1 protein-coding gene and 1 pseudogene are annotated in these 1,249 nt (G+C 66.1%); both read right to left on the bottom strand.

Annotated elements, in window-relative coordinates:
* A pseudogene (locus EOA28_RS36180) lies at positions 1–354 on the bottom strand (hypothetical protein); the annotation flags it as partial.
* A gap of 279 nt (positions 355–633) precedes the next feature.
* A partial coding sequence (locus tag EOA28_RS36185) for a substrate-binding domain-containing protein (protein ID WP_189342394.1) occupies positions 634–1,249 on the bottom strand: 616 nt, incomplete at its 5' end.

The raw sequence follows: 1,249 nt of genomic DNA on the forward strand, positions 1-1,249 counted from the left end.
TTCCTGCCCGGCGGCGGGCGCGGCACCTGGAGCGGTTGGGGTCAGCTTGATCGAGATGGTGTTGAGCCGCGGGCGATAATCGGTGGTGCCGACGACATTGTAGCCGCGGTCCGGCAGCAGCCAGAGCGAGCCCTTGTAGCCCGCGCCGTCGCGTGCCCAGCCCTTGGTGTCGATCGACATGCCGGAACCCGAACCGAAGGTCTCGCCGAACTTGTCCTTCTGGCTCGCCGGAATGCGGCCGACGCCGACGAGCCCCTTGTTGACATAGGCGACGCTATCGGCGAGCGCCGGCGTCATGGCGGTGAACAGGGCGAGCAGCGCGCCGAGCGTAGCGGTTCGGTTGAGATGTTTCATGGAAATCCCCTTCGTGACGAACAGAGCGGCCATTGGCTCAAAAGGGCGCGGCGCCGATGATGCGGGGCAGCCCTTGCCGTCGAGCGGTCTAGGGCCTGAACGTGATGGTTGCGTGACAGGTGGGCCTCTCCTGCCCCCCTTGTGAGGGAATGTGGCCGCGAAGCGGCCGGATGAGGGGTGTGCCAGCGGAGTGGATACGTTGGCTTTCCCTGGAGCACCCCTCATCCGACCGAGCTTCGCTCGGCCACCTTCTCCGGCAAGGGGAGAAGAGAAAGGCGCTCAATCGCTCTCGCGCGCGACAAGCTCCAGCGGCCAGACCTCGCGGATGATGCGTGTGCCTTCGGGACCGGCGAAAGCCGGAAGCGAAGCCAGCAGCATCTCGGCCAGCCGTCGGCCCATCGGCTCCAGCGACGGCCGGAAGGCGGTCAGCGTTGGCGAGAAGTAGCGGCAAAGCGGCGTGTCGACAATGACGATCACCGCGATGTCGTGGCCGGGCCTGATGCCCATCTCGGCCAGCGCCTTGCAGCCGCCGAGCGCCATGGCGTCATTGTTGAAGATGATGGCTGTCGGCCGATCCTTGGAGAGCATCACGCGCGGCGTCACCTGATAGCCGCCGGTCTCGTTGATGAAGCCGTCGGCGATCAGGCCGGGGTCGACCTCGATGCCGTGCCGCTGCAGCGCCTTGCGGTAGCCGTCGAGGAACAGGTAGCCGAAGTTGAGATCGAGGGAGGGGCGGATGGCGGCAATGCGGCGGTGGCCGCGCGCGACCAACCGGTCGACAGCTTCCTCACCCGCCCTCTCGAAATCGATATCGAGCGAAGGATAGCTGTCGCCGCCGGATTGACTTCGGCCAAGCGTGGCGAAGGGAAAGCCGGCCTTGCTGAGATAGTCGATC

The sequence above is a fragment of the Mesorhizobium sp. M2A.F.Ca.ET.067.02.1.1 genome (assembly GCF_004023285.1).
Classification (GTDB): Bacteria; Pseudomonadota; Alphaproteobacteria; order Rhizobiales; family Rhizobiaceae; genus Mesorhizobium.